Below are 13,453 nucleotides of genomic sequence, written 5' to 3' on the forward strand. Positions count from 1 at the left end.
ATCCTTATTTGCTGAATTCTTTCTTGAAGGTATTGGTCAAGTCTTCAGCCAAAATCTTGTCGATCTGCTTAACCGCGTAGTAGACGGCCCGGGCGTCAGACCGGCCGTGCTGCTTGACGACTGGTGAGTTCAAACCAAGCAAAACCGCCCCGCCGTATTTGGCCGTGTCAAAACGGCTGGCCACTGACTTCAAGGCATCTTTAGCTAAAAGAGCCCCAAGCTTGGCCTTGACCCCATTGTTCAGCAAGCCGTCTTTCAGCATGTGAATGATGACGCTAGCCGTTCCTTCGATACTCTTTAAGACCGCGTTACCGGTAAAGCCGTCTGTAACCACGACGTCAGCCTTCCCTTGCAATAGTTCGTGCCCTTCAATGTTGCCAGTGAAGTTCAAAGAACTGTCCTTCAAGAGTTGGTAGACTTCCTTATGCAGGTCGTCGCCCTTGTCGAATTCTGCTCCGTTGTTTAAAAGAGCTACTCTCGGCTTGGATACGCCGCGAACCTTTTCAGCATAGTAGGATGCCATTTCCGCCCATTGCAGCAAGTATTCCGGCTTGCTAGTGGCGTTAGCGCCTACGTCAATGATGTTGAAACCATCATCTGAAGATTCAACCGGCATGGTCGGCATAAGGCCTGGCCGGGCAACGCCCTTGATCCGGCCAACAATGAAGATCCCGCAGGTTAGAAGCGCCCCGGTATTGCCCAGTGACAAAAGGGCGTCTGCCTTGCCTTCCTTGACCCAGTTAGCCGCCACAACCATGGAAGAGTCCTTCTTGGTCCGCATGGCCTTGACTGGTTCATCTTCATCCAGGATCACTTCCGTTGTAGCCACGATTTCAATCTGGTCATCGCCTGCTGGCAGCAGCTCCTTCAGCTTGCCTTCATCGCCGAAGAAGATAAACTTGTCTTCCGACAGTTCTGGCTTGGCCTTTAAAACTGCTTCTACAATCGCCTCAGGAGCGTTTTCCCCGCCCATGGCGTCAATCGCGATTTTTCTCATCAATAATCTCTTTTTCTATATTGGACTAAGCTCTCGCTTGTACGATTTTCTTATATTTTATCACAGCGCGGAGGTCTGCCAACTTTTCTGCTTTTAAGTCCGGATCAGCCTGGACAATCCGCTTGGCTTCATCCCTGGCTACCACCATGACCTGGTAGTCACTGACAACGCTGCCTAACCTGAATTCCGGCAGGCCTGACTGAGCCTTGCCAAAGAGGTCACCCTCGCCCCGCATCTTGAGGTCTTCTTCGGCGAGCTTAAAGCCGTCGTTAGTTTCTGCCACGATCTTCATCCGCTTTTTCCCGGCTTCAGTCTTCGGATCAGCCAAGAAGACGCAGTAGCTTTGCGTCTGCCCCCGGCCGATCCGGCCACGCAGCTGGTGGAGCTGACTTAAGCCAAAGCGGTCAGCGTCAAAGATTACCATCAAGTTGGCATTGGCTACGTCAACCCCGACTTCAATCACGCTGGTAGTAACCAGAATATTAATCTCTCCGGCCGCAAAGCGGTCCATGATCTCTTCTTTGTCAGCTGCCGCCATCTTGCCATGCAAAAGGACAACTTCCCGATCTGGAAATTCGCCGGCCAGCCTTTCATGCAAGGCTTCAGCGTTTTCCAGGTCAATCGTTTCTGACTCAGTAATCAAGGGCGTAACCGCGTAAATCTGGAAGCCTTCCGCCAGTTGCTGCCGCATCAATGAATACACCTCATCCAGCTGACTGCTGGTCTTCCAGTAGGATTTAATCGGTTTACGGCCGGCGGGCAGGTGTCTGATTTCTGACAAAGCGGTGTCGCCATAGACAGTCAAGGCCAATGACCGGGGAATCGGGGTAGCCGTCATGGCCAGGATATCCGGCCGATCCCCCTTGTTGATCAAGGCCAGGCGCTGGGCAACGCCAAAACGGTGCTGCTCGTCGATAATAACCAGGCCCAGCTTCTTAAAAGCCACTTGTTCTTGGATCAAGGCATGGGTGCCGATCACCACATTGATGCTGCCATCGGCCAGTTCCTTGTAGATTTCCCGCCGCTCCATTGTTTTGGTCGATCCCGTTAAAAGGGCTACCCGGACGCCAAAGGCTTCCAGCATGGCGGAAATCTTTTGGTAGTGCTGGTTGGCCAGAATTTCAGTTGGCACCATCAAGGCCGCCTGGTAGCCAGCTGTCACTGCCCCATAGATGGCAAACACTGCCACCACAGTTTTCCCGGACCCAACGTCCCCCTGAAGTAGGCGCTGCATCTGCCGGTCAACGAACATGTCGGCAAAAATCTCATTAATCACCTTTTTCTGGTCAGGAGACAGGGCAAAAGGCAGGGACTTGGTCAGCTTGCTGATTTCTTCCAGGTCGTAGTGCTTGACATAGCCGCTGTGGCTCTTATTCTGGCTGGACATCAAGGCCAGCTGCATTTGAAAGAGGAAGAATTCCCGGAAAACGGCGCTTCTGCGGGCCTCTTTAGCTTGAGCCAGGTCTTTAGGGTGGTGCATGGCGATGACCAGATCCCGGTCCTCCATGAGCCGGTAGTGCTTCCGCAAGTCCTCTGGCACGGCATTGCCCATCTTGTCCATACTTTCGGCAATCGCCAGGTCAATCATGGTCTGCAACTTCTTTTGCTTGATCTGCCGGTTAACCGAATAAATCGGCGCCATCCCGTCATCACTGTTTTTATTGGCTAAGAGCTTATAAGCTGACAGGCTCTGCTTTCTTAGGTCATATTTGCCATAGACAGCGATTTCCTGGCCCACGCTCAGCTGCTTGGTCAGCCATGGCTGGTTAAAAAAATTGACCATGATAATATCATGATCAATTCGCAGTTTGAAGCTGACCCGGCTCTTGTGGTAGCCAAAATAATTTTGGTAAGGGTTAGTTGCCACGATCCCCTTCAGCATGACCTTCTGTCCGTCTTCCAGCTGGTCCAGCGGCAGGTTCTCCAGTTCGTCATAGCGGTAGGGAAAGTAGAAGAGCAAGTCGTAGATGCTGTAAATGCCCAGCGACTGCAAAGCTTCTGCCGTCTTGGCCCCCACGCCCTTCAAGGCCGTTACCGGTCTGAAAATAGCTTCGTTTAAAGTCATTATTCTACAGAAATCAAGAAGTTGTAAACTGGCTGGCCACCGTCGTGAATTTCGAATTCGCAGTCATCATCTTCGTGAGCTGCTTCCAAGCGGTCAACAACTGCCTGGGCTTCTTCCTCAGTAGCATCGCTGCCGTACATTACGGTCACGATTTCAGAGTCTTCATCCAGCATCTTTTCTGTCATAGCGACAGTTGCGGCAATTGGGTCAACGTCGTCAACCACAATAGTGCCATCAACGATACCAATGAAGTTGTCCTTGTGGATTTCAACGCCGTTGATTTCAGTGTCACGGGTTGCCCGGGTTACTTCACCGGACTTGACAGAACCAAGTTCATCGGTCATGGCTTCAACGTTCGCGTCAACACTGGCTTCCGGGTTGAAGGCCAGCATAGCAGTCAAACCTTGCTGGATAGTCTTGGAAGGCACGATGCCGACTGGGATTTCAGCAACTTCAGCTGCCTGCTTGGCAGACATGATGATGTTGCCGTTGTTTGGCAGGATGATCGCCTGCTTGGCACCAGACTTGGTGATGGCGTCCATGATGTCTTGAGTTGAAGGGTTCATGGTTTGCCCGCCGGAGATGATCCGGTTGACCCCTTCGCTTTCAAAGAGCTTGCGGACACCGTTGCCGGAAGCAACCGCGATCACTGCAAAGTCAACGCTTTCTTGTTGTTCTTGTTCGTTGTCAACGATCGTTTCGTGTTGAATCCGCATGTTGTCGATCTTGATCTTGCCCAATTGGCCGAATTGTGACCCGTAAAGGAAGACCTTGCCTGGGTATTCAGTGTGTACGTGAACCTTGGCGATTTCGCCGTCAGAAACTGCCAAGAGGGAGTCACCCAGTTCTGACAGGTAGCTTCTGAATTCTTCCAGATCGAATGGCTTCTTATTTGGCACGTCAGCCTTAAGGTCAACCATGATTTCGGTACAGTAGCCGTTGGCGATGTCGGAAGTTGCCAATTGCCCTTGCACTGCCTGGTGGTGAGTCGCGTTGATCAAGGAGTTCATGTCGTCAGCATCTGGCACGTACTTGTCGTCGAAGTTTTCACCCAAAAGGCCTTCCAGGAAGCCTTCGTAGATGAAGACCAAACCTTGGCCGCCGGAGTCAACCACGCCGACTTGCTTAAGAACTGGCAGCAGGTCAGGAGTGCTCTTCAGAGCTTCCTTAGCGCCTTCAACGATCGCTTGCATTACTTCTTCTACATCATCGGTTTCATTTGCCTTGTTAGCACCTGCTTGAGCGCCGACCCGGGCCACAGTCAAGATGGTTCCTTCAACCGGCTTCATCACAGCCTTGTAGGCAGTAGCTACACCATTGCTAAAGGCATTTGCCAATTCCTGGGCGTTCAAAGTGGTCTTGCCTTGAGTTGCCTTGTAGAAGCCGCGGAAGAGCTGGGAAGTGATAACCCCGCTGTTGCCGCGCGCACCCATCAGCATCCCCTTGGCCAGGCTTTCAGTCAAGTCGCCGACACTGTTGCTTGCGTTTTCGGATACGGCCTTAGCACCGCTTTCCATCGTGAGATTCATATTCGTGCCAGTGTCGCCGTCAGGAACTGGGAAAACATTTAGATCATTGACGAATTGCACGTTCTTGCTCATCCGGTGAGAGGCAATCCGCACCATGTCTCTAAATTCTTTACTGCTAATTTCACTTAAAACCAATATTGAATCCTCCACTTATCTAGTCGTCGAGAACCTTTACACCTTGAACAACGACGTTGACCGCCTTGGTGTCGATCCCCAGCTGGCTTCTTAAGTTATATTTGACACTGTCTTGTACATTACGACTTACTTCAGAAATTTTCAAGCCGTAACCAACAATAATATAGACATCAACAGTTACTTGATTTTCGTCAGACTTAACAACGACGCCGCGCTTATAGTTTGCCCGGCTTAAAATGCTGTCGACTCCGTCTCTGATGGCATTCTTGGATGCCATACCGACAACGCCATAGTTAGACGTAGCTGCACCACCAACAACAGTTGCAATTACACCGTTTGAAATATCAATCAAACCATACTTTGTCTTGATTTTAACAGCCATGTTTATCCTCCGTCTTATTTCCAATATACACCCTTATTTTATCATAACGAGATCAAAAGCTAACAGTTCCGACTTATTTTCTGGAAAATACTTTTCAAAATAATAATTGAAAAAGATCAAAGTTTATGGTAAAGTCTAATAGTATGACATGACATGTAAAGGGGGTTTAGCAGCATGGCAAAAGATTTCGTAACCGGTAAGAAGACCACTTTTGGTAACACGCGTTCACACGCTTTGAACTCATCACGTCGTTCTTGGAAGCCAAACCTTCAAAAAGTTCGCATTCTTGTAAACGGCAAGCCTAAGCGCGTTTGGGTTTCAACCAAGACTTTGAAGTCTGGTAAAGTTACCCGTGTCTAGTGACGAAACGGGCCCGGTAGATCAACGATCTGCCGGGTTTTATTTTTGGCAAAAAGTTCAAATAAACAACTAAAACAGGCAGCTCTGGGAGCTGCCTGTTTTTTACTTTTCCGCCAAATTGACCACCCGGTCAAACATGGCTATTTCTTCGTCTGAAATCTTGTGGGCGACTTCGATTACGGTACCAGGGAAATTCTGCAGAATTGTTTGATGAATTTGCTTTGACAAGCGAGGATCCAAAGCCGAAGTAGCTTCATCAGCCAGAAGAACCGGCCGCTTGGCCAAGAGGGCTCTGGCAATTTCTAGCCGCTGGCCCTGGCCACCGGACAGATTTTTGCCTTCTTTGCCGACTTGGTAGTCCAAGCCTTTTTCTTCAACCAGGCCGCTTAAGCCAGCTTTTTGGCAAACTGCCAGCAGATCTTCGTTGCTAACCTTTCTGCCCAAAGTAATATTGTATTCAATAGTATCGTCAAGAATATAGGGCTTCTGCTGAACAAAGGAGAAGTACTCGTGATCCTTACTCCAGTTGCCATCCGCGTCATCACCGTTGATTTCGTAATTCCCATCTGCCAGACGGATTCGGCCAACCAGAACATTAAGCAAAGTCGACTTGCCCCAGCCAGACGGTGCTTCCAACAGGACTTTTTCTCCGCTCTTAACAGTCAAATCGAGATCGTTCAAGAGCTTCCGGTCCCCTCTTTGCACGCTTGCATCGTCTAAAGAGAGTTCTTTAAACTCTTCCCGGTCAGCAGCATTTTCTTTTGCTGCGAAATCTGCCACGGCAGAAAACTTTTTCCAGATCGGGTTGCTGGTTTTAATATCATTGACAGATGAAAAGATGCCGACAATCGGATTGATGAAGTTGTTGGCCAGCTGGGAGATCATCATAAAGGTCCCCAAAGTGATCTGCCCTTTAGTTACAAAGTAGATGCCCAGGCTGAAAGGGATAATCATGCTGCAGACATAGGCAAAGGAAGTAATAACTTCAGTCGTCACCATTTCCGTCTGCTTCATCCTGGCCAGAGCCGTCTCCATTCTCTGGCTGTAGTGGAGCATTCTGGAAAAAATGCTGTCTTCAGCATCGTAAAGTCTGGCAAAGGCAGCAAAATTGATGGTGTCCGTCATTGCCTCAGTATATTTGCTGTTCTCCCCTTCCCAGGCAGAAGAAGCAGCTTCAATTTTTGGCCCGAAAATATTCTGCAAAAGGCCAGGAGCCAGGGAGGCGACCAGGAAAATCAAGGACAGAGCCCAGGAAGACAGCATGGCTGCCGCAAATGCCGCGATAAACTGCAGGCCATTGAAAATAATGTCAAGTTCAGCTTCTACCCGGTGACTTTCCACCTGCTTCAAGTCATTGGTCATAAAGGATAGGTCAAATTTGGGATCAGAATTATCTGAATACAATAAATATTTTGTTACCTGCTCTTTAATCTTCAAGTTGACGTCCCTAATAATATTAGCCTGCATAATTTGGTAGATTAAGGCCAGGCAGGCAAAAAGGACAATCCCGACAACCGCTTTAATGGTTAATTGTAATAAACTCCCCTTAGGATTTCCGGCAAAATTAATGAATTCCTGGAAGACATAAGCGATAAAAACCGCCTGCATGGCCTTAGCAGCAGCAAAGACCGCAAAGACCAGCAGCTTCCACTTGCTGGCATATTTTAACGTCATTTCTCTGCTCCTCGTAAGTAATAGACTACACTACTGCAAGTCTGTCTATTCAAATAATTAACGAATTTCTCAAACTCATCAAAGATCTGATCATGATCATCAAAAGCCCCTTTATTCACATCTTCCTCTCCAAAAATCATTTTCGAGAAAGAGTCAATGCTCTTTTCAGCACCATCAAATTGAAGCATCCTATTAAATAGCACATTTTTGATTGTATCTGCTACTTCTACTTTGGACAGATGACTTATGCTTTTAAAATATGCTGATATGTATTTGGAAACTTTTGTAACATCACTTGATGTACAAGATGTTAATATCTGCAGATAAATTCTGTTACCTCTTACAACGGGATTGGCGAAGACAAAATACAGTTTAGGTATTTTTTTATGAAGGCTCGTCAAGATTGAATTCTTCCCGTTATTCAACACAGAAAATAAGAAACTCAAGGATGCTATTTTGATTTCATCAACTTCTGATGAGCAAAGATTATAAACCAATGACACATATGCAGTTCTTGCTTTTTCCATTCTATTCAAATCGTGGTTGCCAGTATCTATCGAAAGAGAATCTTCTCTCGTTCTACTTGTAATATTAATTGAATTTTGCTTGGGAAAATCGATTTTTGAAACTGCACTCTTAATTCTTTTAAGCGCACTTTCTCTTCCTGTAGCAAAAATCACAATATTATCGGGATATAATGTTTGTTTCAGAAATTGCGACAATTCCTTCACAGAGACACTAGCAACAATATCCTCTGAACCCAAAATTGGATCCGAAAACACATCATTACTACGAAAGGATATATTTCGTGATATAGTTGCAAATCGTTCAAGACTACTCGATAAGTATTGATTTATTTCCTGGATAACAACCTTTTTTTCGATTTCAAGATCTGCATCAACTACATTGAAATTTATCAAGAAGTCAAAGAAAGTATCAATTGCTCCAAAATAATCCTCATCTGACATTCCTAATATATTTATCGAAATATATTTTGTATTTGTATGTCCATCGATACTGATGTAATCCGGCATATTGCTACAATGAGTCAGCACATGCTCTAGTAAGTGAGGCAATCCTACTGAATCTTGACTAATAAAATATAATCTAAAAGAAATTCCTGTCAAATATGAATCGCTGATACTTTTCTGATAAAAAATTATGCCATTTGTTAATTTTAATCTTTGATTTGGATAATTTCCCATAACTTGCTACTTGAGCATTCCTTCCCACATGTCGGACACTCATTTTCTCTACCGAAACTAATAAATTTTTCTTCCTTCAGCTTGTTAAAATCGAATCTAAGAAGGGTGTTCACACAACTTGCTTTCTTAGTCAACTCATCTAGCCATCTTCTTGTAATCCAAGCAGTTTCCAACATCATGTTAGGAACAATTAACGGTGTAATGGGTAAAAAACTAGCATTTTGGAAACTGGCGATCAACTTTCTGAATTGTAGATTATCCCGATTGGTTAACAAACAATCTACACACCCGGTTTTTCCAGGATAAACTATCATTAACTTTGCTGAGTCTCTTGATGTAAATCCATATAAACTTGGAATATTTCTAGAAAAACATGCGCGATTTACTGTTCTCTGTGCGATATATGGTGGTTCATCAATGCAACAAAAAGCCCAATCCGCATCTGATAATTCTTTTACAGCATCTGTCACTCCCTCAATTCTCCTGGTTGAAGTTGTAACGTTTATTTTGGGATTTCGATCGCTAAGATACTTCTTTACTGCATCAACTTTTAATTTTCCGACATCTTTGGCCGAAAATAGTATCTGACGATTTAGATTCGATTCACTTATGACATCCGGATCGACGATATGAATATTGCCTACTCCCAAATTCGCCAATTGAAGAGCAATTAAACTGCCTCCTCCACCCGCACCAAAAATTGTAATCTTCAGACGCGCTAATTTGTTTAAAATCTCATAGCCATCTATTCCTTCACTGTAATAATAAGTGACGTCACTCTTAAATCGATTACCGGATGTCAAGCTATCCAATTTTTTTGTCAATATGGACAATGCATGTACTTTGAACAATTTGACTATGATAGCACTTATATCATAAATCTTTAATTTTGTGTTCATTGATAGCAAATCATCCACACTGTGATTTCCATCCATGAGCTTTAGAATAGAAAAAATATCTTCACTTCCTGTGTTTAACTGTACTACATCTGTATCATCAGTTCCTATTCTGATTGCATCTGTGCCATAGCGATAGATTAACTTATCTCTATGTACCATAGGGTAATAGCTTAATAATTCTATGTAATCCATAATAAAATATAAATAAAGGAGTACTAATCGGAAGATTGAGTACCCCTAGTTTATTAAATAAAGTACCAATTAGTAGTCTTTGTATCCCCATCGCGAACTTCAGTTACTTCAAAAGAAAATTCCTTAGACGCGCCTTCGATCATTTCTTCAAATTTTTCCATTGCTTTCATATCTATTTTCACCTCCTTAGCTTATAATTAGAATAATACTACAGTTCATTAAAAAGTCAATCTAATTTTAATTAAAAAACACATCGAATTTTATTCAATGTGCTTTTCTTGGATAATTTATTTATTTTTCGCTCTTCTTGCGCTTGCCAAAAGCGAAGAGACTTGCACTGGCCAGCAGTGCCACAATCCCTGCCAGGAAGGCGGACTTATTCTGGCTTTCACCAGTTTGCGGCAAAGCAGTACTTGATCCTGCCGGAGTCTTAGCAGCAGAAGTTGCTGGAGCAGTCTTTTGAACAGGACTGGCTGGAGTGGCTTGCTTTTTGCCAGTTGCCTTGATGTCAGTCTTGCCTGCCGAAATTACGATAGTTTCGGTTTCACCGGAGTCAGCTGGACTTTCACTTGGCTCGTCTTTCGCTGGAGTTTCAACTGGTTCGTCTTCACTCGGCGTAGTTGGAGTTTCACTCGGTTGATTATCACTTGGAGTGGTTGGAGTTTCACTCGGTTTGTTATCACTTGGAGTGGTCTGAGTTTCGCTCGGCTTATTGTCACTTGGAGTAGTCGGAGTTTCGCTCGGCTTATTGTCACTTGGAGTAGTCGGAGTTTCGCTTGGCTTGTTTGCTTCTTCCAAGGATTCCAAAATAGCCAGGTGCTTCTTGGCTTCAGTAAGCGCCAAATCAGCGGCTTCCTTGGCCTTAGCTGCGACAGCTGAATCAGCTTGCTTGCTTGCCAAGTTGGCTTGTGCTTCAGCCAAATCCTTCTTAGCTGCTTTAACTGCTTCGTTTGCGGCTTGCACTTCAGCTTGAACAGCCTGCAAGTCGGAAAGCTTCTTTTCTGCAGCAGCCTGCTTGGTTTCCGCGCTTTGTACGGCAGCGTGTGCCTTCCCTGCAGCTTGAGCAGCTTCTTCTGCAGCAGCATCAAGTTCTGCCAACTTAGCCTTTTCGCTGGCAGCATTCTTTTCTGCTTCAGCCAAAATAGCAGCCTTTTCCGCGGCCTCTTTGTTTGCGCTGGCCAGCTTGCTTTGCGCTGCCTTGTCTGCGGCAGCTGCATCTTCTGCAGCCTTCTGTGCACTGGTAGAAGCTTCTTTGTCGGCTTCCAATGCCTTTTGGGTATCAACAGTCTTTTCCTTAGCTGACAAAAGCTTTGCCTTAGCAGCCGCGAGATCAGTTTGAGCTTGGCTAAGACTGCCATTTGCTTCATCAAGGGCTGCTTGCTTCGCCTTGGCGGTTGCTGCCAAAGGAGCCAACTTTTCATTTTCTGCAGCCAAATCAGCTTGCGCAGCAGTTAAATCAGCCTGCTTAGTTTGGTAAACTACAGCCGTCTGGGCATATGCCGTCTGGGCAGCAGTAAGGTCATCAGCTGCCTTAACAGCGGCTGCTTCAGCTGCCTTCAACTGGTCAGCACTGTTTTCCTTTTCCTTCATAGCTGCAGCAAGAGTTTCATCTGCCTTGGTTAAAGCACCTTTCTTTTCAGCTAACTTATCTTCAGCCTTTGCAAGTTCATGCTTTGCTTGATCCAACTTGCTGTTAGCAGCCTTAAGCGCGTCAACTTTTTCATCAGCCGCCTTTTGAGCAGCGGCAGTAGCCTCCTTGGCCTTTATCAGCTTCTCTTTGACGGATGCTTCATCATATGGATTTTCCAGAGTCTTGATCCCATTGGCCTTTTCCCACGTGTTTTGGTCGCTGATCGGTCCAGACAAAATTGATGTGCTAGTATAAGTCCTTTTACCCTCAGTTCTGGCGGTCGTTGTTACTTGATCAGTAAGGTTTGGCACTACAATAAAGTGATACTGTTGAAGGTGGTAACCATCATCAACATCTGTACCATCAGCAGAAAAACCAACATAAGTTTTTAAATCCTGGTTAGTATTATTGAACCGCAATGCATCTATACCCAGCAGACTGATTGCATGCCCCATTTCGTTGCCGCCAGTATTGTCATCAAAAAGCATCCCCATAACGCCTTCGAACACATGGGATTTTGCTTCATACATCGTGATAGTATCGCTCGGACTGCTTCCAAAACTTAATCTCGTACTTAAGTTTTCAATTGCCTGGCCTTCAGAGTCTTTTAAGGCCAGTAAGCCATATTTCTTAGCGACGATGTTAACCACAGCATTATCATGCCCCTTGTATGCACCGTTCCAGCGGTCATTGCGGTAACCAGTTGCAATTTCGCTTGCCGCTGCATTTGCACCAAGTGATCCTACTGTTTGACCTGCAAGATCAGCAGTTCCCAAGGCAGCCCGGGCTGAATTGAGCAACTGAACAAGATAAGCCCCCAATTCCTCTTGCTGCTTCTGGGTCAAGTTGTTTAAGTCAACGTCGACATTCTTATCACTATCTAATCCATAGTAGGTGTTCAAGTTCATGCCAGCAGCCATTGCATCTGCCCAAGTATTGATGGCTTGCTTATAGGTGGCTTCATCAATTTCTTTCTTGTTGTACTGCTTTTGCGCGTTTGCAAATGCCAGCGTTGACTGCTTCAAGGCATCATTGGCCACTACCTTAGGTAAAGCCTGGTATTCCTGCTCAGCTTCGCTTTCGGCTGCCTTCTTTGCAGCTAAGTCTTTATTTGCGGCGTCGCCAGCATCCTTAGCCTCCTTATCCGCGGCAGTCAGTTCCGTAACCTGGCCGTTTACCTGGTCAACCGCCTTTTGCGCTTCTGCTGCTTCTTGAGCTTTTGCCGCCTGGTCACTGCTTGCCTTTTCCAGCTTTTCTTTTGCAGCTTGATCTGCTGCCTTGGCAGCAGATAAATCCTTTTGAGCATTAGAATTTGTAGTCTTGGCATTTTCCAAATCTTTTGCCAATTTTGGCAAGCCCAAGTCGTCAACTACCTTTTGGGCCTGGTCAACTTTACCTTCCGCTTGGCTTACATTGCCTTCTTGCTCAGCCTTAGCCGCCTGTGCTTCATCATTAGCCGTCTTGGCTGCTTGTGCCTTTTGGCTGGCTGAGTCTGCCGTCTTTTCAGCTGCACTTGCTTCATCTTCAGCCGATTTTTCTGCCTTTTGCGCATTTTCCAAGTTTTCCTTGCTCTTTTGCGCTTGATCTGCCGCGCTCTTAGCTGCTTGATCTGCTTGAGCTTTCTTGTCAGCAGAATCATTGGCTGCTTTTTGCGCTTGGCTCAAACCCACTCGGTCTAAATCCGCTTGGGCTGCCTTTTGCGCTTCTTCAGCCTGGCTAGTCAGCTGCGCTTGGTCACTGGCCGCCTTTTTTGCCGATTCTGCTGCTTGATCTGCCGTCTTGGCTTGATTGTTTGCATCGGCAAGATCTTTTTCTGCCTGGCTGACTGCCCCTTCGGCAGCTGGTTGCTCTGCTTTAGCTTGATCAGCTGCTTTTTGGGCAGCGGCTTGCTGGTTGCTTGCCTGGTCATAAGCCGTTTGGGCTTGACCAGCCGCGCTCTTAGCTGCCTCTTCCGCCTTTTGGGCGGCACTTGCTTGATCAGCCGCGCTTTGCTGTCTCTTTTCCGCCTCACTGACCGCGGTCTTGGCGTTTTCAACCGTATCCGCCTGGACCGCTGGAGTTGTCACTTCAGCCTTGACGCTGCCTTGACTGACCACACCTACACCGACCACGCCGATCCCGGCAGTCGCTACAACAGCTATTTTCCGTAAATCTTTCTTCGCTTTATTTTCCATATGACTCACCTATATAAATACACAATAGTTCGAGATAATATCCCTTAACTTTTATTATGTTAGAGAATATTGGGTCAGATTATGTCAAATTGTGTCATTTGATATGATTTTGCCGAGTGTCTGCTTTAACAGCTTTAATATCTAGACCGACCTTTTTCAAGCAATACCTAGCAAGTAAGTATCACAAACGCTCCCTTGATATGGTTTTCAA

Annotated in this window: 9 protein-coding genes; 1 reads left to right on the plus strand and 8 read right to left on the minus strand. The window is 46.0% G+C overall.

Translation table 11 applies throughout. The features are described from left to right. Positions 1–4: 4 nt before the first annotated feature. Genes plsX through Q0J41_RS04790 form a run of 4 tightly spaced genes read right to left on the minus strand, consistent with a single transcriptional unit; the run spans position 5 to position 5,108 of the window. The gene (gene plsX, locus Q0J41_RS04775; protein WP_296226885.1) at positions 5–997 is read right to left on the minus strand and encodes a phosphate acyltransferase PlsX; all 993 of its coding nucleotides are present in this window, start codon (positions 995–997) and stop codon (positions 5–7) included. A gap of 25 nt (positions 998–1,022) precedes the next feature. Then, positions 1,023–3,062, minus strand: coding sequence for an ATP-dependent DNA helicase RecG (gene recG / locus Q0J41_RS04780; protein WP_296226887.1), 2,040 nt, complete (start codon positions 3,060–3,062; stop codon positions 1,023–1,025). Further along, positions 3,062–4,726, minus strand: a complete 1,665-nt coding sequence (locus tag Q0J41_RS04785; protein ID WP_296226889.1) for a DAK2 domain-containing protein — start codon at positions 4,724–4,726, stop codon at positions 3,062–3,064. The genes recG and Q0J41_RS04785 overlap by 1 nt, the downstream gene beginning before the upstream one ends. A gap of 19 nt (positions 4,727–4,745) precedes the next feature. Next, the gene (locus tag Q0J41_RS04790; RefSeq protein ID WP_002879711.1) at positions 4,746–5,108 is read right to left on the minus strand and encodes an Asp23/Gls24 family envelope stress response protein; all 363 of its coding nucleotides are present in this window, start codon (positions 5,106–5,108) and stop codon (positions 4,746–4,748) included. 174 nt (positions 5,109–5,282) lie between these two features. Between Q0J41_RS04790 and rpmB the strand changes: the two genes are divergently transcribed. Further along, entirely contained in the window at positions 5,283–5,468 is a 186-nt protein-coding gene (gene rpmB / locus Q0J41_RS04795) for a 50S ribosomal protein L28 (protein ID WP_270447714.1), read from the plus strand. Between the two features lie 102 nt (positions 5,469–5,570). Here the strand turns inward: rpmB and Q0J41_RS04800 are convergent, their stop codons facing one another. The 4 genes from Q0J41_RS04800 to Q0J41_RS04815 all read right to left on the minus strand — a co-directional run bounded on the left by Q0J41_RS04800 (position 5,571) and on the right by Q0J41_RS04815 (position 13,242). Then, positions 5,571–7,142 carry an ABC transporter ATP-binding protein gene (locus Q0J41_RS04800; RefSeq protein ID WP_296226895.1) on the minus strand — a complete coding sequence of 524 codons (1,572 nt, stop codon included), beginning with the start codon at positions 7,140–7,142 and terminating at the stop codon, positions 5,571–5,573. Then, positions 7,139–8,347 (minus strand): insulinase family protein, encoded by a 1,209-nt coding sequence (locus Q0J41_RS04805; protein WP_296226897.1) that lies wholly within the window; start codon positions 8,345–8,347, stop codon positions 7,139–7,141. The genes Q0J41_RS04800 and Q0J41_RS04805 overlap by 4 nt, the downstream gene beginning before the upstream one ends. After that, a complete protein-coding gene (locus tag Q0J41_RS04810; RefSeq protein WP_296226899.1) occupies positions 8,320–9,438 on the minus strand; it encodes a ThiF family adenylyltransferase in 1,119 nt (372 codons plus the stop codon). Before Q0J41_RS04810 ends, Q0J41_RS04805 begins: the two co-directional genes overlap by 28 nt. Positions 9,439–9,729: 291 nt before the next feature. Next, positions 9,730–13,242, minus strand: coding sequence for an SEC10/PgrA surface exclusion domain-containing protein (locus Q0J41_RS04815; RefSeq protein ID WP_296226902.1), 3,513 nt, complete (start codon positions 13,240–13,242; stop codon positions 9,730–9,732). Between the last annotated feature and the right edge of the window lie 211 nt (positions 13,243–13,453).

The sequence above is a fragment of the uncultured Lactobacillus sp. genome (assembly GCF_944327175.1).
Lineage (GTDB): Bacteria > Bacillota > Bacilli > Lactobacillales > Lactobacillaceae > Lactobacillus.